Annotated in this window: 20 protein-coding genes; 7 read left to right on the top strand and 13 right to left on the bottom strand. The window is 62.1% G+C overall.

What is annotated here, in order from left to right; translation table 11 throughout:
- Nucleotides 1-16: 16 nt before the first annotated feature.
- The 4 genes from DMO26_RS12625 to DMO26_RS12610 all read right to left on the bottom strand — a co-directional run bounded on the left by DMO26_RS12625 (nucleotide 17) and on the right by DMO26_RS12610 (nucleotide 3374).
- Entirely contained in the window at nucleotides 17-475 is a 459-nt protein-coding gene (locus tag DMO26_RS12625; protein ID WP_117192431.1) for a DUF3237 domain-containing protein, read from the bottom strand.
- Nucleotides 476-480: 5 nt separating this feature from the next.
- Nucleotides 481-1776, bottom strand: coding sequence for a TRAP transporter large permease (locus DMO26_RS12620; protein ID WP_117192430.1), 1296 nt, complete (start codon nucleotides 1774-1776; stop codon nucleotides 481-483).
- Nucleotides 1773-2273, bottom strand: coding sequence for a TRAP transporter small permease (locus DMO26_RS12615; protein ID WP_117192429.1), 501 nt, complete (start codon nucleotides 2271-2273; stop codon nucleotides 1773-1775). Before DMO26_RS12615 ends, DMO26_RS12620 begins: the two co-directional genes overlap by 4 nt.
- Nucleotides 2274-2339: 66 nt before the next feature.
- Nucleotides 2340-3374 (bottom strand): TRAP transporter substrate-binding protein, encoded by a 1035-nt coding sequence (locus tag DMO26_RS12610; protein WP_117192428.1) that lies wholly within the window; start codon nucleotides 3372-3374, stop codon nucleotides 2340-2342.
- Between the two features lie 735 nt (nucleotides 3375-4109).
- Between DMO26_RS12610 and DMO26_RS12605 the strand changes: the two genes are divergently transcribed.
- A complete protein-coding gene (locus tag DMO26_RS12605; protein ID WP_117192427.1) occupies nucleotides 4110-5504 on the top strand; it encodes an FAD-binding oxidoreductase in 1395 nt (464 codons plus the stop codon).
- On the opposite strand, the gene DMO26_RS12600 is transcribed toward DMO26_RS12605, so the two are convergent.
- The 7 genes from DMO26_RS12600 to DMO26_RS12570 all read right to left on the bottom strand — a co-directional run bounded on the left by DMO26_RS12600 (nucleotide 5501) and on the right by DMO26_RS12570 (nucleotide 13826).
- Nucleotides 5501-6310: an NAD-dependent epimerase/dehydratase family protein gene (locus DMO26_RS12600; protein ID WP_117192426.1), complete on the bottom strand. Its 810-nt coding sequence runs from the start codon at nucleotides 6308-6310 to the stop codon at nucleotides 5501-5503. The two genes, DMO26_RS12605 and DMO26_RS12600, sit on opposite strands and share 4 nt — an antisense overlap.
- Nucleotides 6307-6687 carry a MarR family winged helix-turn-helix transcriptional regulator gene (locus tag DMO26_RS12595; protein WP_205421210.1) on the bottom strand — a complete coding sequence of 127 codons (381 nt, stop codon included), beginning with the start codon at nucleotides 6685-6687 and terminating at the stop codon, nucleotides 6307-6309. The genes DMO26_RS12600 and DMO26_RS12595 overlap by 4 nt, the downstream gene beginning before the upstream one ends.
- 274 nt (nucleotides 6688-6961) lie before the next feature.
- A complete protein-coding gene (ligM, locus tag DMO26_RS12590; protein ID WP_117192424.1) occupies nucleotides 6962-8368 on the bottom strand; it encodes a vanillate/3-O-methylgallate O-demethylase in 1407 nt (468 codons plus the stop codon).
- Between the two features lie 416 nt (nucleotides 8369-8784).
- Entirely contained in the window at nucleotides 8785-9600 is an 816-nt protein-coding gene (locus tag DMO26_RS12585) for a GntR family transcriptional regulator (protein ID WP_162894861.1), read from the bottom strand.
- A 152-nt stretch (nucleotides 9601-9752) separates the two neighbouring features.
- On the bottom strand, nucleotides 9753-10847 hold the full coding sequence (locus tag DMO26_RS12580) for an ABC transporter ATP-binding protein (RefSeq protein ID WP_117192422.1): 1095 nt from the start codon (nucleotides 10845-10847) through the stop codon (nucleotides 9753-9755).
- Nucleotides 10848-10928: 81 nt separating this feature from the next.
- Nucleotides 10929-12695, bottom strand: a complete 1767-nt coding sequence (locus DMO26_RS12575; RefSeq protein WP_226951281.1) for an ABC transporter permease — start codon at nucleotides 12693-12695, stop codon at nucleotides 10929-10931.
- A gap of 72 nt (nucleotides 12696-12767) precedes the next feature.
- Entirely contained in the window at nucleotides 12768-13826 is a 1059-nt protein-coding gene (locus DMO26_RS12570; protein WP_117192421.1) for an ABC transporter substrate-binding protein, read from the bottom strand.
- A gap of 504 nt (nucleotides 13827-14330) precedes the next feature.
- Here DMO26_RS12570 and DMO26_RS12565 point away from each other — a divergent pair.
- From DMO26_RS12565 to DMO26_RS12550, 4 genes are all read left to right on the top strand, one after another.
- The gene (locus tag DMO26_RS12565; RefSeq protein WP_117192420.1) at nucleotides 14331-15236 is read left to right on the top strand and encodes a LysR family transcriptional regulator; all 906 of its coding nucleotides are present in this window, start codon (nucleotides 14331-14333) and stop codon (nucleotides 15234-15236) included.
- A 231-nt stretch (nucleotides 15237-15467) separates the two neighbouring features.
- Nucleotides 15468-16547, top strand: a complete 1080-nt coding sequence (locus DMO26_RS12560; RefSeq protein ID WP_117192728.1) for an amidohydrolase family protein — start codon at nucleotides 15468-15470, stop codon at nucleotides 16545-16547.
- Nucleotides 16548-16549: 2 nt separating this feature from the next.
- Nucleotides 16550-17653: an amidohydrolase family protein gene (locus DMO26_RS12555; RefSeq protein ID WP_117192419.1), complete on the top strand. Its 1104-nt coding sequence runs from the start codon at nucleotides 16550-16552 to the stop codon at nucleotides 17651-17653.
- Nucleotides 17654-17703: 50 nt separating this feature from the next.
- Nucleotides 17704-18117, top strand: a complete 414-nt coding sequence (locus DMO26_RS12550; RefSeq protein ID WP_117192418.1) for a Rieske (2Fe-2S) protein — start codon at nucleotides 17704-17706, stop codon at nucleotides 18115-18117.
- A gap of 141 nt (nucleotides 18118-18258) precedes the next feature.
- On the opposite strand, the gene DMO26_RS12545 is transcribed toward DMO26_RS12550, so the two are convergent.
- On the bottom strand, nucleotides 18259-19437 hold the full coding sequence (locus tag DMO26_RS12545) for a thiolase family protein (protein ID WP_117192417.1): 1179 nt from the start codon (nucleotides 19435-19437) through the stop codon (nucleotides 18259-18261).
- Between the two features lie 11 nt (nucleotides 19438-19448).
- Entirely contained in the window at nucleotides 19449-20738 is a 1290-nt protein-coding gene (gene fabF, locus DMO26_RS12540) for a beta-ketoacyl-ACP synthase II (protein ID WP_117192416.1), read from the bottom strand.
- An 89-nt stretch (nucleotides 20739-20827) separates the two neighbouring features.
- On the opposite strand from fabF, the gene DMO26_RS12535 reads away from it, so the two are divergent.
- Nucleotides 20828-21400: a TetR/AcrR family transcriptional regulator gene (locus DMO26_RS12535; protein WP_117192415.1), complete on the top strand. Its 573-nt coding sequence runs from the start codon at nucleotides 20828-20830 to the stop codon at nucleotides 21398-21400.
- Nucleotides 21401-21557: 157 nt separating this feature from the next.
- On the top strand, nucleotides 21558-23168 hold the full coding sequence (locus DMO26_RS12530) for an ABC transporter substrate-binding protein (RefSeq protein WP_117192414.1): 1611 nt from the start codon (nucleotides 21558-21560) through the stop codon (nucleotides 23166-23168).
- The last annotated feature ends 2 nt before the right edge of the window (nucleotides 23169-23170 follow it).

The following is a 23170-nucleotide window of genomic DNA, read 5'->3' as shown; positions in this document are numbered from 1 at the left end:
CCAGGTGGATCGTGGTTCAGAGCACCTCGAAGATCGAAATGTGCACCGCACTTGCCAGGCGCTCGCCGGTGCCGATGAAAAGGGTACGGTTCAGCCAGTCGTAACGCGGGTCGCCCGTCTGGAGACGTGGCGTGGTACGCATGTAATAGAGCGCCGGATCGACCGGCTCACCCGCCGCCATTCTCGCCAAGACCTCCGGCGGGCCGTGCCGCAGGCCAAAATTGCGGATGTCGACCAGCGCCCCGTCATGGGTCTCGATCACATAACGCGTGTCGAGTTCCGAATAACCTGCATCGTAATTGCTTTGCCAGTCCGCGCCGAGATTGAGGACGCGGCCGGAAAGCCGCTCCCCCTCGACCGTGCCGCCGATGATCGGGATAATCCGCCAGCGGACACCCGGTCCGCCTCCCTTCTCAATCGGTGGGCCGAGTTCGGCGCGGACTTCGCAAAACGGTTTCAGACCTGGTATCTGCATGGGCGCTATCGCATGGTTTGTGGAAGCCAGAGCGCGATCATCGGGAAGACGATCAGCAGGATCAGGCGGATGATGTCCGTCAGGATGAATGGCATCACCCCGCCATAAATCGTCGTGATCTTCACGTCCTTGGCGATCGAATTGATGACGAACACGTTGATGCCGACCGGCGGGGTGATCATGCCGAGCTCGCAGGCGACGACGATGATGACGCCGAACCAGATCGGGTCGAAGCCGAGATGCGTGACGACGGGAAAGACGATCGGCACGAGGAGGATGATCATCGCCATCTCGTCCATCAGCGCACCGGCAATGAAAAAGATCACGAGGATCAGCGTCAGCGTGCCGTATGGACCGAGATCCATCCCGACGAGGAAGGCCGTCAGCTTCTGCGGTGACTGGGTGATCGCCAGGAAATAGCCGAACAGGATCGCCCCGATCAGCACGCTGAACAGCGAAACCGAAGTGCGGAGCGATTCCACCAGGCTCCGCATGATGAGTTTCGTGTTGAGCCGTTTGCGCACCACGCCGATTACCATTGTCAGCAGCGCGCCGACCGCCGCCGCCTCCGTCGCGGTCGCGATACCGAGGTAGATCACGCCGATCACCGCCAGGAAGAGAAGCAGCACGGCCCAGACATCGCGCAGCGAGGCCAACGCTTCCCTGAGGTCGAATTTTGTGCCGGGCGGCAGGCGCTTGCCATGCGCTATCAACACGGTCGCCATATACATGAGCGTCGCCAGGATGCCGGGCACGATGCCCGCCATCAGCAACTGCCCGACATCGGTCTCGGTCAGAAAAGCGTAGACCACCATCATGACCGAAGGCGGGATCAGGATACCGAGCGTACCGCCGGCGGCGATGACGCCGGTGGAGGTCGCATCGGCATAACCGGCCTTGCGCATTTCCGGCAGCGCGATGCGGGTCATGGTCGCGGCGGTGGCGATCGAACTGCCGCAGATCGCCGCGAACCCGGCGCAGGCGGCAATCGTCGAAAGCGCCAGGCCGCCGCGGAACTGGCCAAGCCAGGCATTGCCGGTCCGGAACAATTCGCGCGACATGCCGGAATTGGTGGCGAAGGCGCCCATCAGGATGAAAAAGGGCACCAGCGTCAGATTGAAATCGGTGATCACGCGGATCGGCGAGGTGGTGAGAAGATTGAGCGCCGGATTGATGCCGCGCATGGCGGCAAAACCGAAAATGCCGACAAGACCCATGGCGACGCCGAGCGGCACGCGCAGGCCCATGAGCACGAACATGGCGATGAAGCCGCCAATAGCGACGAGATCAGCGGTACTCATACGCCATGGCCCTCGAGCGGATCGATTTTTTCCGGCTCCCGCCGGACGAAAGGCGCCACCGCCGTCGTGACGACAGCCGATGCGCAGCCGAGCCAGATCAGCCCGATCAGCGGCCAGACCTCGATGCGCAGGTCGAACGTCGCCTCGTTGCTCCGATAGGCGCTGGTGAGGCGGAAGAACATCATGTAGGCGAGCATGATCGTGAAGGCCAAAAGCAGCGCCCAGGAGATGAAATTCAGGATGCGCCGACCGGTCGGCCCCAGGGGCTCGTAAAGCAGATCGACGACGATATGGCCGCCGCGATAACCAAGCGAGGCGAAGCCCCACATCAGGCAGGCGCCGATCAGATAGCGGGAAATGTCGAAGGAATCCGGGATCGGCCAGGCAAAGACATAACGGCCGATCGTCGAGGCGACGATCAGCAGCGTACAGAGCCCGAGCAGGACACCGGCCACCAGATCGACGATATCGCTAAAGCGTTCGAGATAGCGGTTCATGAAGCACTCGATGAGCGGATAAGGAAGACGGGCGCTAAGAAGCGCCCGTCAGGAACTCGGGGAGGATCACTTAACGTCGGCGCCGTATTTCTTCAGCGTGTCGCTGAGGCTTGCCCAGGCGGCTTTCGAATCGATGCCTGCCTTGGTGGCCGCGGCTTCCCATTCGCCCTGCAGCGAGCCGGTCGCCTTCTTCCAGAGACCCACTTCATCCGGCGTCGGTTTGTAGAGCGTGTGGCCGCCGGCATCGATCATCTTCTGGCGGCCGGCCGCTTCCGCATCGGCCCATTTGCTCGCCATCTTCTCCGCCCATTCCGGCGTGCAATGATCGTTGATCACCTTACGATCGGCGGCCGAAAGCCCGTCGATCTTCGCCTTGTTCATGACGAAGGCGAAAGTCGTGGCGTAGAACGGCAGGTCGAGATGGTGCTTGGTGACGTCCTGCAGGCCGAACGTGTAGATCGAATTCCAGGGCGAGGCGGTCATGTCGGCACCGCCCTTGGAGATCAGTTCGCGCATTTCGCCGGCCGGCACCTGCACGGAAGCGGCGCCGAGCGAATTGACCATACGGGCCATCGTGGCGTGAGCCGGGCGGATATTCTTGCCCTTCAGGTCGGCCGGAACCTGGATCGGCCCCTTGATGCCGTGCAGCGTGCCGGGATCGTGAATAATCGCCATGCAGACATAGACATCCTTCATCTCCCTGGCCGCATATTGACGGTACCATTCGTCAAGCGCCCGGGACCCGCCCTTGGCATTCGAGATCAGGAAGGGAATTTCGCCGGCCGCGATGATCGGGAAACGTCCCGGCTGATAACCCGGGTTGATGAAACCGATATCGACGATGCCGTCGCGCGCCATGTCGTAATGGTCCTGCGCCGCGCCGAGCTGCGATGCGGGATATATCGTGATCTGGATGCGCCCGCCGGACGCGTCCTTGATCGACTTCGCCCAGGGTTCCATGCCGCCCGGCTGCAGCGCGTGCGTCGCCGGTACCCAGTGAGACAGCGTCAGTTCCACCTCGGCGGCCTGAGCCGGAACAACCGGTGCCGTCGCGGCAAGCGCCGCAAGGCCGGCCGAAGCGAGCAATGCCTTCAGGTTCATGTGTTTCTCCTCCCGTTGAAACCAGGTCTTGCTGGAAAAAAGGCCTCGGGGCTCCCTACCCTCCGGCCGGCATAATATCCTCCTCATGCGCGACGGCGACTCAGGCCGCCGACGGCTCCCGGCGCTTGGAAATGTCGAAGAGGTCAGCAATTGCCGGATGCAGCCCACCAGCGGCGATCCGATGCGCTGAAGATCTTGTGACATGCCGGCGGCACGATGCCTTCGCAGCCGAAACCGACCCTGACTTGTCGACGGCAGCGGCAACTGTAAGGAACAGCTGTGTATACACCGATTTCCTCCCACGCCCGGTCTCCCAAGGTGATGCCGGCCTCCACCGCACCGCCTATCCGAGCCTTGGAATTTCAACACATCCGGCCGGAAACGACAAGCTGCCTTTTCATTTTGGGATACAAAAAGTCAGGTTCCCTGAGATTTTTGCGATAGGCTCTTCACCCGCGGTTCAAACCGTCTAGAATGCCGCAGCGCGCATTCGGTGCATACACGGAGAGTGTCGTATGGGGAATACGGCCGACGCGGATCTGTGGCGCGAGGAGGAGAGGAGAACCGGTCCCCATGGCGGCCCGCGACCGGTTGATAGAATGCCGTCGGAGCACCAAAACCGTCCCGTAAGACCCGGCGGAAGCATCGTTCCCGCCCTTGGGAGTTGCGGCATGGAGGGCGAACTGCGGTGACGGCATGCAGTCGTTGTCGTGAACATCAGGGAGGAAGAAGCATATGGACGATCTCGTCACGCCGGTCGGCAGGGCCATCGCGGAAATCAAAAACGTTCTGGGCGACAGGCTGGTGACATCGGCCGCCGTCCGCGATCACCATAGCCACGATACCTCGCGCCTTGCCCCCCACCTGCCCGACGCCGTCGCCTTTCCGCGAACCGAAGAGGAAGTCTCGGCGATCGTTTCGACCTGCGCGAACCACGGCATACCCGTCGTGCCGTTCGGCGCCGGATCCTCGATGGAAGGCCACACGATCCCTGTCCACGGCGGCATTTCGCTCGATACCCGCGAAATGAACAGGATCGTCGAGATCCGCCCTGAAGACCTGCTTGCCGTGGTCCAGCCCGGCGTCACCCGCAAGCAGCTCAATGTGGAACTGCGCGAGACCGGCCTGATGTTCTCGGTCGATCCCGGCGCGGACGCCTCGATCGGCGGCATGGCCTCGACGCGCGGCAGCGGCACGACCGCCGTGCGTTACGGCACGATGCGCGAAAACGTGCTGGCTCTCCGGGTGGTGACACCCGACGGCACGGCGATCCGGACAGGCTCGCGGGCGCGAAAATCCTCGACGGGTTACGACCTGACGCATCTCTTCGTCGGTGCGGAAGGCACGCTCGGCGTGATCACCGAACTCACCGTCCGCCTGCACCCGATCCCGGAAGCGGTGTCGGTCGCCTTCTGCCCGTTCCCGACCGTCGCCAAGGCCGTGGAAGCGGTCATCGAGGCGGTGCAATACGGCATTCCGGTCGCCCGCGTCGAATTCCTGGACGAGGTGGCGATCGCCGGCGTCAACAATTATTCGAAGCTCGACATGCCGGTCGCGCCGACGCTGTTCTTCGAATTCCACGGCACGCCGGCCTGGGTGGAAGAACAGGCAAGGCTCGTCGAGGAGATCACCAAGGGGCACGACGCGATCTCCTTCCGCTGGACGGCGGATGCCGACGAGCGCGCAAAACTCTGGCAGGCCCGCCACGACCTCTATTGGGCGACCAAGCAGATCATCCCCGGCTACGAGCTTTATACGGGCGATATCTGCGTGCCGATCTCACGGCTCGCCGAAAGCATCGTCGCGGCACGCGCCGATATCGACGCCTCGACACTGAAAGGCCAGATCATCGGCCATGTCGGCGACGGCAATTTCCACACCGCCTATCTGATCGACCCGAACAATCCGGAGCACCTGAAGGAAGCCGAGGAGATGGCCGATCGCGTCGTCGAACGGGCGCTCAAGGTCGGCGGCACGGCGAGCGGCGAACATGGAATCGGCATGGCCAAGCTGAAATTCATGCGCAAGGAGCATGGCAAGGCGGTGGATGTGATGAACCGCATCAAGGCGGCGCTGGATCCCAAGGGGATCATGAACCCGGGGAAGATGGGGGATGGACGGTCGGCTTAAATCAGCCCGTTTCGCTGAGCTTCGTACACAGTGCTTACGACCGGCGTGAAGCCAAGGCTGCGGGCGAGAGAGACATCCATTGTCAAGTACCAGGGATTTGGCAGCGGCACCGAAGATGAAGGCACCTTTGCTCCGGTCACGCCAACAAGCTCGTAAACAGACATGGTCGCGTCGTCCGCTATGTTGACGACGCGGCCGTCCATCGCACCGTCCAGTGCCATATGCATCGCGGTTGCTATATCTTGGTGATGAATCGTGCTCATTCTTTGAGCTGGATGCCATGTGCCTATATGTCCAGGTAAAGCTTCAAGGTGTCCGTCGCCATCGCCATAGACGAATGGAAATCTGAGAACGGCCCAGGTCAGGCCGCTCGCTCGCAACTCCCGCTCCGCCGCCAGCTTGCTCGCTGGATAAGCATGCTGTGGATTGACAACGTCGTCCTCCCGCCCCGGATGCGAATTATCGATGGAATAGACGTGCGCGGTACTGGCCATGATGAAGCGAGCCTCGGGCGCATGGGCCTTTATCGCAGCAATGAGGTTGCGGGTGCCGTCGAGATTGCTCTTCCAGATCATATCCATATCCTGCGTGCGAAAGACTGCCGCCAGATGAATGACCGCCGACAGGCCTTGCGCCGCCTGTTCGAGCGTCGAGACATCGAGAATGTCGCCGGTCACAACCTCGACATTCGCAGGAGCCCGCTTTCCAGGGCGTAGAAGCACGCGGCACGTGAAGCCTGCTTCCACCAAACGAGGCACCAGGCGCTCGCCGACAAGTCCGGTCGCTCCGGTTATCAGAATTGTCATTCGTTGTTTCCTTTCCCAAGAAGATCATGCAATCGCCCGGTCGCGGTTTGGAGCACGCGGATTGCAATTGCGAGGTCGGCTGGGTCGATATCGCCAAAAGCCGCGTCGTGAATGAAATGAAGGTCAGGGAGGTCGCTCCACAGCGTCTTCCCGGCCTCGGTCAGTTGCAGAGTGCGCTGACGCTGATCCTTGCCGCCCGCTGACTGGTCGACCAGCCCCTTGCGCACCAGAGCCGCTACGATTCCGCTCAGTGTAGCTCTTTCAAGATCGAGCAAGCGTACGAGGTCGCGTTGCGCGGTCGGTCCATTAGTTGCCAAATGCCAAAGCACGTACCATTGGGTCGACCCGAGATCGTATGGACGTAAGGTCGTCTCCATCAGAGCCCGGCCGGCAAAATAGCAACGCTTCGCCCACCCACCGACAGATGAGAATTCCGAGTTCACTCGGTTATTCACAGCAATCATCCTAATTTGTTAGCTACCAAACAATTATGTATGGTAACTAACAAACCGTCAAGGGCTGCTGCCGAAATTCTGGAATGACCGTTCCGGGCCGACAGCGAACAATTTTAAGTTCACGCGCCACCCTCACCCCAACGAAAAACGGCGCCCTCCCGGACGCCGCTTCCGTCTTCTGCCTGGGAGGGCAAACTCAGTCCTTCTTCGTCCGCCAGCTCTCCGCATAGTTCTCACGCGCTTCCCGCGCATAAGGTGTCGGCGAGACCCGCACCCGGATCTCGGCCTGCTTGTGCCCCTTTTCGATCGAGGTCTTATCCGTGCCGCCGTTCGGTTCGCCCCAGATCAGCGTCAGGACGTCGCCTTCCTGGATGTCGGCATCGACGACCCCGAGCGAGAGCATGCAGCGTTCGTTGTAGCTGTAGCCGTTGAACATCGACATGCCGACGAGCTTGTCGCCGTGCATGATCTTGTCGGCGCTGGACGAGGCATAGTTCGGCTGCGGCAGGTCGATCCACTTATAGGCCTCACCGCCCGGAACGAAGTTGGAGGCGATGACCTTCATCACGTCCTCGGCGTTCCACTCGAAGGTGACCTTCTTGCGGTGCGGCTTGCCCTTCATGGCTTCGAGGGCCGCGCGGCCGACGAACTCGTGGTCGAACTTGACGTAGATGCCGTAGCCGAGTTCGTAGGGGTTGACGTAATAGTCTTCGATATTGTCGGAGACGAGGCTGCCGCCGATCGAGCCGGTCGCCTCATAGCTGTCTTCCGTCAGCCAGTCGCGATAACCCTGCAGTTCGTCGCCCGTGTAGATTGCCGGAAGCGGCGACGGAATCCAGCCGGATTCCAGCGTGTTGGTCGAATAGGCGCGCGCACCGACGAGATAGAGATCGACGCCGGCATCCTTGGCGGCCTTGACGATGATCTCGCGAACCTCGTCCTTCTCGGCATAAGGACCCCAGACTTCGAGGCCGGGAGCGCCGGCCATGCCATGGCGCAGCGCCTGCACCTTCTTGGAACCGATATTGATCCAGTCGACGTGGAAGAACTTGATATCGGGGATCGGACCGCCGTTCATCTTCTCGAAAATCTTCGGAGCATCCGGACCCTGGATCTGGAAACGGTAATGAACGCGGTTGACTTCCTTGCCGTCCGGGCGCGACGGCGAGCGCGGGTCGTGGGTCAGCTTGACGTTGTGCTTGCCAAGCGAGGCGTTGTAACGCAGCCAGTTGGCGGTCGGGGCGCGGCCGACGAGCACGAACTTCTCCTCCGTCTCGCGAAAGATGATCATGTCGCCGATCACATGGCCGGCCGGCGTGACCGGGACATAGTGCTTGGCGCGGTCGACGCCGAAATTGGCGAAGCTGTTGATCGCCAGGCCTTCGAGGAACCTGACGGCGTCCGGGCCTTCGACGATCAGTTCATCCATGTGGTGGGACTGATCGAACAGGACCGCCGATTCACGCCACGCGACCTGCTCGGTGCGCCAGTTCGAAAATTCCGGCGCGACGACCGGATAGATGTACATGCCGATGCGCGAATTGCGCAGCATCTCGACGGTATTGCCCTTCTCCTTCAGGATCTGGGTGAGATTCTTGGCCATTTGCCTACCTTCCCTCGGTTGCTCTCTCCTGCATGCGGCCCGCCGGAAAATCGGTTCGGGATACGACATGCATCGTCTCAGGATGTCTCATGCAGACGAGGTCAGCGGTCTCCTCCCGCCATCTCCTCCTACAAGCCCGGGGACAAAGCCTCGCCTCGACGGCCCGGCGGAAATCAAGGCCCCTCCCCAGGTGCACGCAATTCATAGAACAACCATTTTTGGGATACAATACCCCTCCGTCGCTCATTGGCAAAAAGCGCTATGGAGGGCCATTCGAAGTGAACTGAGGCCATAATATTTGGTCACGGATTGATGCAGTGCGGAAAAACAATCCGCGTCAGGATTGTTATCGTTTTTTCATGAAAATCACGACTTGGGATACCAAATCGCAAGGTCGACAAGACACGCAGCCGCTCTCAATCGTCGGCTTCGTCCTTTATCGGAGCATTGATTTGGCCGGCCGGACTGTCCGGATCGACGATCGGCAGGATGCGTGAGCCGTCGATGGCGAACAGGCCCTTGCTGATGCCGAGACTGATCTTGACGCCCTCCCCGTGCTCGCGAAAGAGGTTTTCCGCACGCGCGCCATCCCGCGCGATCAGCGCCGACACCATGTGATGGTGCTGCCAGTGGGCGTAATGCAGATGCTGCTCGCGGTCCTTCCGGCCGATATTGTCGAACCGGATCGAATCCGGCGCACCGAAGGGCACGCGGTCGAAAAGGCTGGTGAGCTGGTGCAGAAGGCTGCCGCCGGCCGCCTCGATGATCAGCGTGTGGAAGCGGAGATTCATCGCCGCATAACGCTCTTCGTTGACCGGATCGTCCATACCGCCGTTTTCGAAAATGTCGTCGCCCTCGGCAAGGCATTGCTTCAGCGCGGCAAGCAGTTCCGGTGACGGACCATCGGAGGCGATCTTCTTCGCCGCATAACCCTCGATCATCGAGCGCAGCTCGATTGCCTCGATCACGTCGGCGACCTTGTAGGCCCTCACCCGGTAACCGCGCGCGCCGACGCGCTGTAGGACGCCCTCCTCGACCAGCACCGCCAGCGCGTGCCTGATCGGCGTGCGGGAAACGCCGAGCGCTTCGGCCAGGCTCGATTCCGACAGTTTCCTGCGCGGATCGATCGTGCCGTTGCTCGCCCAGGTTCTGAGCTTGTCGATGACGTGTTTCTGGCGGGTTTCCGGCTTTTCACTGCCTGAAGCGGTCGCGGATCGCGTGCCTGTCGTCATGATCGGTTCACCTGCGCCACCGGAACGTCCCTGTTCCAGACCTGCAAGAGCGAGTCCGGAACATCGCTTCATATTGAAATATTGGGAGGAAAACGCAAGGTTTCGCATTTTCCACCGATCATTCGGCGCAAGATGAGCAAGCCGCCACCTGCTCAGGCGCGAACGGCCCAGGCGGCTTCAGCGGGGGCCGCGACGGTGACGGGCCGGCCGATATCGACATTTTCGAGCGACGACGCTTCCACATGCAGCGTCTGCGCCTCAGTCTTGACCATGACCGAGCGATGCGACCCGCGGAAGATCGCCTGCGATACCTCGCCGGCCCAGGAAAGTCCGCCATTCGCCTCGCCGGACTGCCGCAGGTGCAGGTTTTCGGGACGCAGCATGACGGTGACGTCGGTGCCTTTCGGCATTTCCGTGGCGGCATGGCACTCGCCCGACCAGCCCTGGCCTTCCACTTCGAGCTTGTAATGGGTGCCGCCGTTCGGGCGGCATTCCTTGACCTTGGCGTCGAGCAGGTTCGGCGTGCCGAAGAAGGCCGCCACCTGCCGGTTCTCCGGCCGGCGATAGATTTCTTCCGGCGCGCCGACCTGCAGAATCCTGCCGCCGTGCATGACGACGACCCGGTCGGACAGCGCCATGGCTTCGGCCTGGTCGTGGGTCACGTAAAGCGCCGTGATCTTCAGGCGCTGCTGGAGCGCGCGAAAATCGTCGCCCATCTGGGTGCGCAGGCGCGCGTCGAGGTTGGAAAGCGGTTCGTCGAGCAGCAGCACCTCCGGTTCGAAAACGAGCGCGCGGGCAATCGCCACGCGCTGCTGCTGGCCGCCGGACAGCGCCGGCGACGGCCGATCGGCATATTGCTCCATCTCGACGAGACGAAGCGCATTCATCACTCGGTCGCGGATTTCCTGGTCGGGACGGCGGCGGATGCGCAGCGGATAGGCGACATTGTCGAACACCGTCATATGCGGCCAGATCGCGTAGGACTGGAAGACCATGCCGAGACGGCGGCGCTCGGACGGCACGAAATAACCCTTGTCGGCATCGGAGACCACGTTGTCGCCGATCGATATGCGCCCGCCGGTATTCTTTTCGAGACCGGCGACCATGCGCAGCGTCGTCGTTTTACCGCAGCCGGACGGGCCGAGCAGCGTGACGAATTCGCCGCTCTTGATCTTCAGGTTCACGTGATCCACGGCGGTCACCGCCCCATACATGCGGCTCACGTTTTCGAGCGTCACCGAAGCCATGCTTTTCATCCTTGTCGAGTGCGGACGGCAAAGTCCGCCTTATTGAAACATTCGATCGTACCGGCGGGCGGACCGCCGGGTTCAAAGCTTGCTGAGCCGCGCCTTGATGAACTTCAGCTGCACCCAGCGGAAGACGATGACGAGCAGCATCATCATCAGGCCGATCACGCTCACCTGTTCGGCATTGCCGTTGGCCCAGAGCTTCATCAGCACGACCGCCAGCGTTTCGGAGCCGACCGAATAGAGCAGGATCGAGGCCGACAGTTCGCGCATGATGCCAAAGAAGGTCAGCACCCAGCCGACGGCGAAAGCCGGCCAGGCGAGCGCCACCATGATGCGCCACATGGTCTGGAACCAGCTCGCGCCATGGACGCGGGAACACTCCTCCAGATCGTAGGAAAGCTGGTGATAGGCGCCGGTCATGACGCGCACCGCGACTGGCGTGCCGAGCGCGATATAGGCAAGCAGCAGCGCCCAGATGGTGCCGTAGATCGGAAGCGGGCCGGGGAGCATGGCGAAGGCCCAGAGGAAACCGACGCCGAGCACCATGCCCGGCATCATCCAGGGCAGCCAGGCCATGCCGTCGATCAGGCTGCGGCCGCGCCAGCGCGTGCGGATCGAGATATAGGCGACCACCGCGCCAAGCACCATCGTCGCCGTCGCGCCGAGAAGGCCGAGCAGCATCGTATTGCCCATCGCCCGCCAGAACTCGGAATTGTTGAAGACCGCCTTGTAATGCTCCAGCGTCAGCATGTCGTAGGTGTAGAAACCGAAGAAGCGGAAGAACGAGCCCAGCAGCAGCTGTCCGACCGGCAGCACCACCGATATGAGGAAGAAGAGCACGCAGACCGCGAAGGTCACCCAGCGCCAGGGGCCGAGTTCCATGACATTGGGGCGGAACCCCTTGCCCGTGACCGTCTGGAAACTCTTGCCGCGCAGCAGGGCCCACTGCCACACGACGAGCAGCAGCATCAGCCCCAGGATCGCGAAGGAAAGCGACGTCGCGTACTGGTAGTCGGGCGTGGCACGGTGATTGATGGATTCGTAGATGTCGGTGGTGATCACCTTGATCCCGGCCGGCAGGCCGAAGAACAGTGCCGACTCGAAGGTCTCGATGCCCTTGATGAAGCTCAGCATGAACGAACTGGTCAGCACCGGCAGCATCAGGAGCAGCGTAATCTTGCGGAAGGTCATGAGCCGCGAGGCGCCGCACATGCGGCTCGATTCCTCGAGGGACGGGTCCATGGCCCGGAAGGCATCGACCATGAACAGGAAGAGGAACGGGATAGAATACTGGCACATGTGCCAGATGACGCCGCCATAGGAATAGATGTTGACGAGCGGCTCCTGGGCGCCCGTCATCCCGCGCCATAGCATGTTGATGACGCCGACCTGCGGATTGGCGAGCATGCCCCAGGCCATCGCCGTCAGGATCGGCGGGATGAAGAAGGGCAGCGTGATCAGGACTTCCAGCGTGCCGCGGAAGGGCGTGTCGGTGCGCGCGACGATCCAGGCGAGAAATACCGCAATCGTCAGCGAAGGAATGGTCTTCGCCAGCGAAATGCCGACGGTATTGGCCAGAACGATCAGGTTCTGGGTGGTCATGATCGACCGGTATCCGTTCAGGTTGAATTCGCCTGCCATGCCGGGCGGCGTGGAATGCAGGCTGCCGTAGAGCAGCATGGCGAGCGGATAGATCGTCAGGAAGCCGAGCAGCAGGATCAGCAGCAGAAGGCCGATCCATCGGCCGAGGGAGCCGCCGGAAAAAGCCCGGCTGATGGCGTTGCCGCCAAGGGCGGGCGTGGTTTCGGCAATATCGTCTAGGGAGCGATTAGGGATAATCGTCATGGGCTCCTCGCTGCTCAGGGCAGAAAACGGCACCGCTGCCGGCCCGATGGCCGGCAGCGGCAGGGAGGCGGCTTACTTGAAGATGTCCTTGGATTTGGCCAGCATCTCGTTCTGGCGAGTCGTATCCGTCGTTCCGTAGAGCTTGGCTTCGGAGATCGCCTTGACGTCGGCTGGCAGACCTTCGGTCATGCCGTCGAGCACCGGACCGTACCCCAGACCCGCGTAGATTTTCTGCACGACGGGACCCTGCATGAAGTCGAGATAGAGCTTCGCGGCATTCGGATGCGGAGCCTTCTTGAGCAGGACGTTGCCGTAAAGCACGTAGGGAACGCCTTCCTCGGGAATGATGAATTTGACCGGCAGGCCCTTCAGATCCGAGAAGTCGGTCATGATCACCGGCATGTAGATCGAATATTCGCCACGCGCCGTCCGGCGCTGCGATTCCCGCTGGTCGCGGGTGAAGACCAGTTTCTGCTCGGCGACCTTCTTTACATAATCCTCGCCGATCTTCGTATAGGTCGAGAAGAACCAGAGATAGCCGGCACCGATGGCGCGCGGGTCGTCGGAGAGGATCTTGCCCTGCCACTTGGGATCGGCGAGATCCTTCCAGCTCTTCGGCTCGTCCGCAGGCTTCACGAGGCCGGTATTGATCATGATCCCATAAGGAATGGTCATGACCGAGGCCATCGGCACCTTGAGCTTGAACCTGTCGTTGATCTTGCCGGAATTCGGCGTCACAGGCAGCGGATCGACCGATTTGTCCTGCGTATCGTAGAGCATCGTCTGCCCTTCGCTGGTGAACATGACGTCGGCGGCAAAGCGGCCGGCTGCCTGCTCGACGCGGACGCGCTCGCGGATTTCGCTGGCGCGCGCCTCGAGAATCTCGACATCGATGCCGTATTGCTTGGTGAAGGCGGCGGCGATCTGCTTGGTGCTCGGCTGGCCGACGAGTGCGGTGTATAGAATGAGCTTGCCTTCGTTCTTGCCGGCCTCAACCACCTTCTGCCATTCGGCATCCTGCGCATGGGCCGACAGGCCTGCGGCCGCTGCAATGGCGACGCCGCCCGCGGCCGCCATGAAAAGCCGTCGCGACCATTTCTGAATGGCCGATGTCATGGATTTGCTCGTCACCTGTTTCTCCTCCCTGGAACTGACGATATCGGCGCGGTGGCCGGGTCTTTCCCGTTCACGCGGCGCCCATTTTCCTGCGGCCAGCCGGCCGCAATCTCCTTCTGAACCTCAGCGGCACCGCTTTCCCGAACGGCATCGCGGATCTGCCCGTTGTTCCAGGTCTTCACCGTCCCGCCCTAAAGGCGATCTGGTGCTCGTCCAGCGTTTGACAAGGTCCCTGATACGCAACGCAAAATGCGACATCGCAACCTTGTTTCCTGGCCGGGCGGCCTGTGCCAGCGGATACTCCCTCATCCTCCGAATTCCGGGCCCGAACCCGGGTCCTGACGCGAAGCGTAGTACGCTTCGAAGGCGTTGGAATTCCTCGGCTATTACATTGACCTTTTCCCATGCAGTCGAAAAGCACCATTTTTTTACATTCACTTTTCTCGAAAATAGAAAGATAAATCGTGCTAGATTCCGCCTGGAGGAGTGTCAGGATGCTGGCTTGGGAGGACTAAATCCTTGGATACGTTAATCAACATCCGCACATTCCTGGCGGTTGCCCGCTCGGGCAGCTTCTCGGCGGCGGGCCGTCATCTGGGTGTCGCACCCTCCGTCGTCACCAAACGGGTCAGCCGGCTGGAAGACCAGATGCGGGTAAAGCTTTTTGTCCGTTCCACCCGCCAGCTTATTCTTACCGAGATCGGCGAGCGCTACCTGCCTCGCTACCAGGCATTGGTGAAGGAGATCGACGATGCCATCAGCGGTGCAGCTGCTGTCGCCCAGCGGATCGAGGGCCATTTGCGCATCAAGGCGCCGACCACGGTGACCATCGCCTTCCTGGCCCGTATCCTCAGCGACTTCCAGCAGGAGAACCCGAACGTCACCATGGACCTCGCGCTGGTCGACCGCTCCGTCAATCCGGCCGAGGAGGGATATGACATCGCGCTCGGAGCGCTCCCCGCCTCCTATTCCAACGTCATCGACGAGCCGCTGTGTCCCTATCCGCGCAGGCTCTGCGCCGCCCCATCCTATCTGGAAAGCCGCGGCCTGCCGAGACATCCCCGCGACCTCGTCAACCACATCTGCCTGACCTTTCATGCCACCGGTTCGACCTGGTCTTTCCTGAGCCCCGGCGGCCCGATCGACGTCGAGGTACGGTCCGCCTTCAGCGCCAACGACACGCAGATCCTGCACGATCTCGCCCTTCGCGGACGCGGCGTTGCCATGGTGGCGAGCTATGTCGCGGAAGAATCGATCCGCTCCGGCAAACTCATCGAGCTCCTGCCCGAATATCCCGTCGCCGAACTCTGGCTGAAGGCGCTGATACCGCAGACGCAGGCCCGAAAGCCGAGCGTCAAGGCGCTGATGGAGTGGCTGCGCGTCCATATGAATGCGGCCCTGGTGAGCGGCGAACGCATTGCATAGAGCAGCGCATCTTTGCCGCTGGAGAAAAGCCGAAGGCGGTTCAGCTTTCTCGATTTGAGAAAGCCGCTCGGATGAAAAAGGGTATTCCCAGCCGTCTCAGCCGTCCTTACATTCCTCATCGAGGAGACGCGTCGGCGATGCGTTGGGCGGTTGCCGCAAGGCGGCATCGTCCGGGAATTGGATTACGGCCGGAATATTGAATTCGGCCCGCAGGACAGGGAGGTTTGCGCAGTGGACACTGCCGTGGCCCAGCAGCGCGTGGCACTTTCGAAGCTCGGCGCGATCGATTGCGACGTTCATCCGGATGCGCCGAAGCGTGCCGATCTCCTCCCCTATTTCGACGAGTACTGGAAGGAAATCGTCATTTCGCGGGATGTCGACCGGCTTGAGCTCACCGGTTTCCCGACCAGCACCAGACCCTTCTTCCGCGAGGACTGGAAAGCGACGGAAGGCAGCGGCGTCGACAAGCTCCGCAAGAACCTGCTCGATTCCTACGGATTGAAATACGCGATCCTCAACTGCGTTACCGGCGTCCACGCGATCTACGACCCCTATCTCTCGACCGCGGTCTGCCGCGCCACCAACGACTGGCTGAAAGCGGAATGGCTGGATCGCGACCCGCGTCTGCGTGCCTCGCTCGTGCTGCCATGGCAGAACCCGGAAGCGGCCGTGGAAGAAATCGAACGCTTCGCCGGCGACAAGCGTTTCGTGCAGATCCTGGCACTCTGCCAGGGTGAAATGCCGCTCGGCCGCCGCATCTACTGGCCGATCTACGAGGCCGCCCAGCGCCATGGCTTCGCGCTCGGCGTCCATGCCGGCAGCGCCTATCGCCACGCCCCGAGCCAGAGCGGTTTCCCGTCCTACCTCGCCGAGGATTATGTCCATCATATCCAGGGTTTTGCAGCCCAGGTCGGCAGTTTCGTCGCCGAAGGCGTGCTCGGCAAATTCCCGGATATGAAGATCGTGCTGATCGAATCCGGCGTTTCCTGGCTGCCCGGCCAGATGTGGCGCATGAGCAAGGACTGGCGCGGCGCCCGCATCGAAATCCCGTGGGTCAAGGAACCGCCATCGGCGCTTGTCCGCCGCCAGATCCGCCTGACCACTCAGCCCTTCGACGCGCCGCGCGATCCCGGCGAACTGGAGCGCATCGTCGAACATCTCGACTCCGACGACATGCTGCTCTTCTCGACCGACTATCCGCATCCCCAATTCGAGGGCGAAGCGGCCATTCCCGCCGGATTCCCGGAACGTCTGATCGACCGGCTGGTTCGGGAAAATGCGCTCGCCACCTACCCGCGACTGGAGGACTGACCATGGACCAGGCCGTTCTGGAAAAGGAAACCGAGGCAGAAGCCAAGCTTGGCATTGTCGATTGCGACATCCATCCGGCCTTCACCAATCCGGCCGAGCTCGCGAAATTCCTGCCCGCGCGCTGGAAACAGCATCTGGCGGATTACGGGCCGCGCAGCGCCAATCCGGTGGTCGGCACGCTGCCCTATCCGCGCATGACGCCCGGCAACGGGATGCGCCGGGATTCCTGGCCGCCGGGCGGCGGACCGCCGGCCTCCGATCTCGCCTATCTGCAGGAACAACTGCTCGATCCGCTCGGCATCGAATACGGCATCCTGCAGCCGCTCGCGGCGGGTTCTTCGACGCTCAACCAGGAACTCGGCGCCGCCATGTGCGCCGCCGTCAACGACTGGCAGATCGACAAGTGGATGGCGCCCGACCCGAGGCTCAAGGGCTCGATCTCGGTCACCCAGGAAGACGTGCCCTCCGCACTTGCCGAGATCGAGGCGCGCATCGGCGATGATCGCTTCGTGCAGATCGCCATTCCGCCACGCACGATCGAGCCGGCCGGCCGCCGCCGCTACTGGCCGATCTACGAAGCCGCCGAACACTACGACATGCCGATCGGCATGCATTCGGCCGCCTATGGCCAGCATACCAACAGCGGCGCAGGCTGGTTGAACTTCTATATCGAGGAGCACTACGCCTTTTCGCACAGTCTGCAGAGCGTCGTGACCAGCATGGTCCTCGAAGGCGTTTTCGAGCGCTTCCCCAAGCTGAAGCTCGTCGTCGTCGAAGGCGGATTTGCCTGGGCGGCCCCGCTTGCCTGGCGGCTCGACAAGCAATGGGAGCGGATGCGTTCCGAACTCCCGCATGTGAAGCGGCCGCCCTCCGAATATATTCGCGAGAACGTCTGGTTCACCACCCAGCCGATCGAGGAGCCGGAAAACAACCGCCACCTGCTCGATACGCTGCGCTGGGTCGGCACCGACCGGCTAATGTTTTCGACCGACTATCCGCACTGGGATTTCGACGATCCGCGCTACGCCTTCAAGGTGCCGCTGTCGCCGACCGAACGTGCCCAGATCTTTCGGGATAATGCAAAATCCGTCTACCGCCTGCCCTGATGGGAAGTCAAAGCCGGAAACGCCGACAACTTATATGGATTGAACTGAGAATGGCCCGTCACGTCGTCGCAAAGGTCGATGAACTCGATATCGGCAAGTCCAAGCTGGTGAAGGTCGCAGGCCGCGACATCGCTCTTTTCAACGTCAAGGGCGAATTCTTCGCCATCGCCAACCGCTGCCCGCACGAGGGTGCCGATCTCTGCCGCGGTCAGGTAGTGGGGCTTGCCGAAGCCGAGGAGCCCGGCAAGGTGCGCATGACCCGCCATGGCGAACTCGTCCGCTGCCCCTGGCACGGCTGGGAATTCGACATTCGTACCGGCAAATCCTGGTGCGACCCGGCCCGCACCCGCGTCAAAAGCTTCGACGTGACGGTGACAAAAGGCGGGACGCTGACGGAAGGCCCCTATCAGGCCGAAACGTTTCCCGTCTCGATCGACGAAGACTATGTCGTCGTCGAGATATGAAGAGGCCGAAGGTAAGGGCTAATATTCCACCCAAGATCTATCCGAAAAGGTCCCCTCTGCCTGGATAGACGGAAAGCGCGGCAATCCCTCTTGCCGCGCTTTTTGTTGGATGCCGCCAACACGGAAACGATCTTACGGGGATCAGAACATTTCGAGCGCCAGCGCGATGCCCTGCCCGCCGCCGATGCACAGCGTCACCACGCCCCGCTTCAGTCCGTCCCGCCGCATGGAATGCAGGAGCCGTGTCGCAAGGATGGCGCCTGTCGCGCCGATCGGATGGCCATGCGCCACCGCCCCGCCCTCGACATTGGCGATATCCTCCGGCAGGCCGAGGTTTTTCAGCACCGCCAGCGGCACCGCCGCATAGGCTTCGTTGATCTCGATCCGCTCGATATCGCCGATCGTCCAGCCGGCACGTTCCAGGGCCTGGCGCACGGCGGGGATGGGCCCGAGCGCGAACATGCCGGGTTCCACCGCCGCCACGCCGTAGGAAACGAGCCGCGCCATCGGCTGCAGACCTTCGGCGTCGGCAAAAGCCCGATCGGCAATGATCATCGCCGAGGCGCCGCTGTTGAGCCCCGGCGCATTGCCGGCGGTGATCGTGCCGTCCTCCCGAAACGCGGGTTTCAGCTTCGCGAGCCCTTCGGCCGTGGTGTCCGGGCGTGGCGTCTCGTCGGAAACAAAAGGCTTCGCACCGCCCTTCACGGAAATATCGATGCCGACGATCTCGTCTGCGAACCTGCCTTCCGCCTGTGCGGTGCTGAAACGCTGCTGCGAACGGGCCGCCCAGCGATCCTGATCCGCCCGGCCGATCTGCTGCGACACGATCATGTCCTCGGTGTGCCAGCCGGAATGTCGATCGGAAAAGGCGTCATGCAAACCGTCGAGCAGCATGCTGTCGAAGATCTCCGCATGGCCCATACGGTAACCCCAGCGGCCGCCGCTCATCAGATAGGGCGCGCGGTCCATATTCTCCATGCCGCCGGCGACGACGGCCCTGGCATGACCGAGCCAGACATCACGGGCGGCACTGGCAATGGCCTCCGCGCCCGAACCGCAGACGCGGTTGACGGTGACCGCCGGCACCGAGACGGGCAGACCGCTGTGGATTGCCGCCTGCCGCGCCGGGTTCATCTTGTTGCCGGCCTGCACGACATTGCCCATGATGACGGATGCCACATCGCCGGCATCGAGCCCTGCTCGCGCGACCGTCTCGCGGATGACGGCAGCGCCGAGTTCGACGGCCGGGATGCCGGCGAGAGATCCGTTGTATTTGCCGATCGCGGTGCGGACCGGCGCAATGATGACTGCCTCTGCCATTGAAAATCTCCTCAGTTTGCGCTGGCGTTCCACCGCCGCAGGATGACGCTCGCATTGACGCCGCCGAAGCCGAAGCCGTTGGAGAGCGCGTATTCGACCTGGCTGCGCCGCGCCTGAGGCCCGATGAGGTCGAGACCTTCGGCGATCGGATCGGGATCCTCGAGATTGAGGGTCGGCGGCAGGATGCCGTCGCGCAGCGCAAGGGCGGTGATGATCGCTTCGAGGCCGCCCGCGGCGCCAAGCAGATGGCCGGTCGCCGATTTGGTCGACGACACCGCAGGTCCCCGGCCGGTACCGAAAATCGTCTTGATCGCCGCCAGTTCGCCCGCATCGCCGACCGGCGTCGAGGTCGCATGGGCGTTGAGGTAACCGATCGCTTCCGGCGGCAGTTCGGCCATCTGCAGAGCCCGGCGGATTGCCTTCTGCGCGCCCGAACCGTCGGCAGGACCAGCAGTCAGGTGATAGGCGTCGGCGCTCGTGCCGTAACCGACAACTTCGACAAGCGGCGTGGCGCCGCGTGCCAGCGCATGTTCCAGCGTCTCGACGACGACGATGCCGGCCCCCTCGCCCATGACGAAACCATCGCGCCGGCCGTCGAAGGGCCGCGATGCTTTTTCTGGGTTGTCGTTGAACGCAGTCGAAAGGCCGCGCGCCGCCGCAAAGCCGCCGAGCGCCACCCGGTTGATGCAGGCCTCCGTACCGCCGCAGACCGCCACATCCACTTCGCCGGAACGGATCATCCGCATCCCGTCGCCGATCGCCTGAACGCTCGCAGCGCAAGCCGTCACCGGAGCACCGATCGGTCCTTTGAAGCCGTAGCGGATCGAGATGTGGCCCGCAGCGAGATTGACCAGGAAGGCCGGCACGGTGAACGGCGACAGCCTTCCGGCACCGCGCGTATCGACCGTCCGCACCGCTTCGGTGATCGTCTGGAAACCGCCGATCCCGGAGGCGATGATCGTTGCGGTGCGTTCCTGCCTTTCGTCGGTATCCGCAACCCAGCCGGACTGTTCGAGCGCCTGCCGGGAGGCTTCCAGCGCGAAGGCGATGAACCGGTCCATCTTCTTGCGGTCCTTCTGCGGCACTGCCTGCTCGATATCGAAACCCCGTTCGTCCTCGCCGATAGAGGGAACCACGCCGCCGACCTTGGCATCGATATCGGGAACCACATCTTCGGAGAGCCGGCGCAGGCCGGAACGCCCCTCGATCAGGCGTTCCCACATGACCTCCGTCCCGCTTCCGAGCGGCGAAACAACGCCCATTCCGGTGATGACTATCCTGTCTCTCGCCTGCTTCGGCATGCGGCATTCCTTTTAAATGATGATCATCATGTATTTCCTTTTAGATGATGATCGCCATATAAGTGTCAAGACATCGGAAGGAGCAAAAGATGAGGGTGAGCCGCGAACAGGCTGGAGAGAACCGTTTTCGCGTCATCGCGATCGCCGGCGAGCTTTTTCGCGAGCGCGGTTTCGACGGCATTGGCATAGCCGACCTGATGAAGGCGGCCGGCCTGACGCATGGAGGATTCTACGGCCAGTTCAAATCCAAGGTGGATCTGGCTGCCGAGGCCTCCCGGCAGGCGCTTGCCGCCAATGCCGCGCTCTGGCGGGAGACCATCGGCCGCACCCGCGACAAGGCTCTCAACGCGGTCATCGGCATGTATCTTTCCCGACCCAACCTGATATTCCGGGCCAAGGGCTGCACCTTCGCCTCCTTATGCGCGGATGCCGCCCGGCAGGATGAGATGGTGAAGACGGTGTTCGCAGAAGGCATCGAAAACCACCTGCAACTCCTGCAGGAGATCGTCGACGGCAATGGCGACGAAGATCGGCGCCGCAAGTCCATCGCCATCCTTTCGCAGATGGTGGGGGCGATGACGCTCGCCCGCGCGGTGGGTGACGCGCCTCTTGCGGCGGAAATCCTCAATTCCGTTCGCGACGAGCTGGAAACCCGCCATTAACCGCCTGCCCGGCAACGGAAATGCGCTCCCCGACATTCGTTCGCTGAGAATTTGTTCCCGATCGTGCGGAAGTGAAATTTCCTGCCTGTGCGATCCTTGATTTCGCTGGCAATATTCCCTGCAACAAAAGCTTCAGGAAAGAGCCCAGGAGGCAAGCATGACGATCGCCCATCTATCCCGACGTACTCTTTTGCAGGCAGGTTCGGCTCTGCTTGCCTCGACGGCGCTGCCGGTCTTGGCCCGCGCCCAGAACACGCCTTCCGGCGGAAGGCTGATCGTCGCAGCCGATTCCGAACCGAAGAACCTCAACCCCGCGATCGTTGCCTCGAACGGCGTCTTCTTCATCGCGAGCAAAGTGGTCGAGCCTCTCGCCGAAGCATCGTTCGACGGCAAGGACGGTCTTTCGCCGCGGCTTGCCACCTCCTGGGAAGGTTCGGCCGACGGCAAGTCCGTCACCTTCAAGCTGCGCGAAGGCGTGAAGTGGCACGACGGCAAGCCGTTCACCTCAGCCGACGTCGCGTTCTCCGCCCTCAGCATCTGGAAGCCGCTGCAGAATCTTGGCCGTGTCGTCTTCGCCAATCTCGAGGCTGTCGATACGCCGGATGCGGCGACGGCCATCTTCAAGTTCTCCAAGCCGACCCCGCTGCAGCTCATCCGCAATGCGCTGCCGGTCGTCAGCAGCGTCGTGCCGAAACATGTCTACGAAGGCACGGATATTGCCGGCAACCCGGCCAATGTGAAGCTCGTCGGCACCGGCCCGTTCAAACTCACCGAATACAAGCCGGGCGAATATTATCGCCTGACGAAGAATGCCGATTACTGGAACAAGGGCGAACCCAAGCTCGACGAGGTGATCTTCCGCGTGCTGCCCGATCGTGCCGGCGCCGGAGCCGCGCTGGAGGCCGAAGAAATCCAGCTTGCCGCCTTCTCGGCCGTACCGCTCACCGATCTCGCCCGCATTTCCAAGGTGCCGGGTATCAAGGTCATTTCCAAGGGCTACGAGGCGCTCACCTATCAGCTCGTCGTCGAGATCAACCACCGTCGCAAGGAACTGGCTGACCTGAAGGTGCGTCAGGCGATTGCCCATGCGATCGACAGGAAATTCGTCGTCGATACGATCTTCCTCGGTTACGCCTCTGCATCGACAGGCCCGGTGCCGAAGAATGCGCCGGAATTCTACGATGCCGGCGTGCCGACCTATGCCTTCGATGTGGCCAAGGCCAATGCGCTGCTCGACGAGGCCGGCTACAAGAAAGGCGCCAACGGCACCCGCTTCTCGCTGAAACTCCGACCGGCACCCTATTTCAACGAAACGAAGCAGTTCGGCGACTATCTGCGCCAGGCGCTCGCGGCCGTCGGCATCGACGCTCAGCTCGTCAACGCCGATTCCGCCGCCCACCAGAAGGCGGTCTATACGGATCACGATTTCGACCTCGCTGTCGGCCCTCCGGTCTTCCGCGGCGATCCGGCGATCTCGACCACCATCCTCGTCCAGTCCGGCATTCCTGCGGGCGTTCCGTTTTCCAACCAGGGCGGCTATGCCAGCAAGGAACTCGACGACATCATCGCCAGGGCGGCGGTGACGGTCGATACGGCGGCGCGTACCGATCTCTACAAGCAGTTCCAGAAGCTCGTGGCGACAGACCTGCCGCTGATCAACGTCGCGGAATGGGGCTTTATTACCGTCGCGCGCGACAGTGTGTTGAACGTTTCCAACAATCCGCGCTGGGCGGTGTCGAACTGGGCGGATACCGCCCTGAAATCGTGATA

It is taken from the genome of Rhizobium terrae, assembly GCF_003425685.1.
In the GTDB taxonomy this organism is placed as follows: Bacteria; Pseudomonadota; Alphaproteobacteria; order Rhizobiales; family Rhizobiaceae; genus Neorhizobium; species Neorhizobium terrae.
This window is presented reverse-complemented; position numbering and strand designations above follow the sequence as displayed.